Genomic DNA, 2,993 nt, shown 5'->3' with positions numbered 1-2,993 from the left:
CTCCGGTTCGATAATCGCCGCCAGCTGATTGCCCAGTTCGGCAAATTCAGCGCGGGTATAGCCGATGAAATCAAACAAGCCGTCGTTAGCGCTGACAAGGCTCAGCGTTTCATCATAGCGGCAGCGGAAAACCGCGCCGGGAATGTTATTGTATAAGCGCAGCACTTCTTCCTGCGCCTGAATTTGGGCGGTGATGTCGTAGCACACCGACGAAATGGCCGGACGTCCATCCTCCGCCCGCAGCCGCCGGCCTAAGTCGTGAACCCAGATATAACTTCCGTCTTGTTTCTTCATCCGGTATTCGACTGTATATTCATCCCCGGTTTCCAGCTGGGCGATCACTTCCGCATCGACACGCCGGCGGTCATCCGGATGCATGCAGTTGATAATCTTTCCCTGGATATCCGCAATGAATTCCGCTTCATCCTGATACCCCAAATAGGCCAGCATCTGATCATTGATGAAATAAAACGGAAAATCCTCGGCTATGTAGCCGCCCATCATTCCGCCCGGCAGTGTGTCGTTGAGCAGTTCCTCCCGCTGACGGCGCAGCCGTTCCACGACCAGTGTCTGCGGATAGTGTTCACCCCGCTGCTGGCTGCGGCCCGGCTCGGCAAAATGCAGACTTAAGATCCGCCACCCCTCGCGCTGCCGCCGCAAGATAAAAAACCCCCGAAGATGCCAGGCATACTGGGAGTTTTGAAGAATCATTTCAGTAAAAACAGAACCCAAATCCGCTTGTAAAAGACGGCATTTCATCACGGGAAAAGCAACTGAAAACGGCTCATCCAGCTCTTGAATATCCGTGATGATATAGGCCCGCATCGCATCTAGTCCGCGGGCAAATTCCTGTTCGCCGGTTCCGATAAAATCAATGTCCGCGCAGAGAAAACCGGCGGTTTTCCCGACGTCCTGTGTTTCAAACCAGGCATTGCAGAAGGCCCGCACTATTTTTTCACAATTTCGCTCCTGATCCCCCATACATTCGCTTCCTCCCATAAACGGCAGCGGCTCTGACATCCGACCTTCGCGCATTTCAACGCGCTGTCCGCCCGCGCCAAAACTTCATCGAGCGTTTCACTCAGATCCCACATTGCGATGCCGGCGGAAACCGTCAGCGGCACATCCTGATTCCATCCGGCTTCAACAAACGCCTGCCCCAACGCTTCCCCTTTTCTGACGACCGCTTCCTTGCGCGCCGTCTTCTTCATGACGACGATGAATTCATCCTGCCCCAGCCGCGCCAGAATATCACTCTGCCGGAAATGGGAACGCAGCAGATGGCTGAACTGACGAATCCGCTGATCCCCCTGATCGCGGCCGAGCTGGTCGTTGACTTTTTTCAAATTATCGAGATCAAACCGGAACAGCGCCAGCGGCGCGTCATCCTGCCGCAGCGCCTGGCAAACCGCAGACAAGCCGCGGCGGTTTAACAGCCCGGTTAAATAATCGCGGTAAGCTTCCTCGCGCAGAATTTGTTCCTGCTGCCGCAAAACGCTCAGACTCTGCGTCCGCTGCACGCGTTTCCATAAACTCATCGGGGTGTGCGGTTTGCCCGCAAAATCATCCGCGCCGATATCCAGCGCCGCTTCCTCCCATTGATCATCCCAATAACCGGTCGCAATGATCGGAATATCGCGAACCTCAATGCGGTGCTGCAGCGTTTTCAGCACGTCGATCCCCTCCGGGTCCTTTAAGTCCAGACTTAAAATAATCAGCCGGATCTGATTAGCGTACATATCCAAATACTGCAATACACTCTGACCGTCGCTAACGCACTGGACAAGATACTGCTGACTTAAGACGCCGCGCATTTCTTCACAATACCGGATGTCCCCATCCGCTAACAAAAGCATCGGCTTCTGCTGATCGGGCAGAGGCAGCGAATTTTCCAGCGATTTTTTCGACGCCTGCTCGTGTTGCTTCCGCAGCAGCTTTTCAAATTCCTCACACGGCATCGGCCGGGCAAAGTAATAGCCCTGCACATAATCGCAGCCGGTTTCCCGCAGCCGTTCCAGCTGTTCCCGGGTTTCCACGCCTTCCGCAACGACGCTTAAATTCATCCACCGCGCCAGGCTCATGATAAACCGCAGAATTCCCTGGTTCGTCGGTTTGGCGGTTTCATTCTGGATAAACTTCATATCCAGCTTTAGAATATCCAGCGGCAACTGGTTCAGCATATTCAGCGACGAATACCCGCTGCCGAAATCATCCATTTCAATCACGAAGCCCAGCGTCCGCAGCTGTTCCACCGTCGCGATGATCTGACCGGGATTTTCGGTATAGGCGCTTTCCGTGATTTCCAAATGCAGCCGGGAAGGCTGCAGCTCATACTTTTTCAGGATTCGAGTCAAAAAGTCGATCAAATCGCTGTTGTAGATATCGGCCCGGGACACGTTCACCGAAACTGAAATCTGCGGATATCCCGCCTGATCCCACCGATGCAGCTCCGCGCAGCTCTGTTCCCAAACATACTGATCCAGCTTGGTGATAAATCCGTTGCGTTCAAACAGCGGAATAAATTCCGCCGGCGACTGAAACCCCCATTGCGGATGATTCCAGCGCACTAACGCCTCGGCGCCCGCCAGCTGATCATCTTTAATCTGAAATTTCGGCTGCAGATAAATCACAAACTGCCGTTCTTTCAGCGCAGCTTCCATACTGTCGGTAATCGCCTGTTCCCGCAGCAGCTTATTGCGCAGCGTATCGTCGTAGGCCGCGACGTAATTGTTATACTGTCCTTTGATCCGGCGTACCGCCAATAAGGCCCGGTCGCACATCTGTTCCACCGACACCTGTTTGTCGCGAATGACATAAACGCCCCACTTCACAACGACGTTCTGCATGTTCGCCAGCGTGTTGATCTCACTGTTGGCGTGAATAAAATATTCCTGCGGATAGGCTTGCGGACGGCGGATCAGACAGGCAAACTGGTCAGCGCTCAGCCGGCCGCAGATCCCGCGCTCTCCGATTTTTTCCTGGATCATCTCGGC

2 protein-coding genes are annotated in these 2,993 nt (G+C 54.1%); both read right to left on the bottom strand.

Annotation, left to right across the window (positions count from 1 at the left end):
- The coding region (locus HOLDEFILI_RS19520) for a PAS domain-containing protein (RefSeq protein ID WP_006057730.1) at window positions 1-981 on the bottom strand (981 nt) is incomplete at its 3' end.
- The coding region (locus HOLDEFILI_RS18705; RefSeq protein ID WP_006057729.1) for an EAL domain-containing protein at window positions 948-2,993 on the bottom strand (2,046 nt) is incomplete at its 5' end. The genes HOLDEFILI_RS19520 and HOLDEFILI_RS18705, both read right to left, overlap by 34 nt.

Source organism: Holdemania filiformis DSM 12042, from assembly GCF_000157995.1.
In the GTDB taxonomy this organism is placed as follows: Bacteria; Bacillota_I; Bacilli_A; order Erysipelotrichales; family Erysipelotrichaceae; genus Holdemania; species Holdemania filiformis.
Note: the sequence above shows the minus strand (reverse complement) of the source record. Positions and strands in the feature narration are given on the sequence as shown.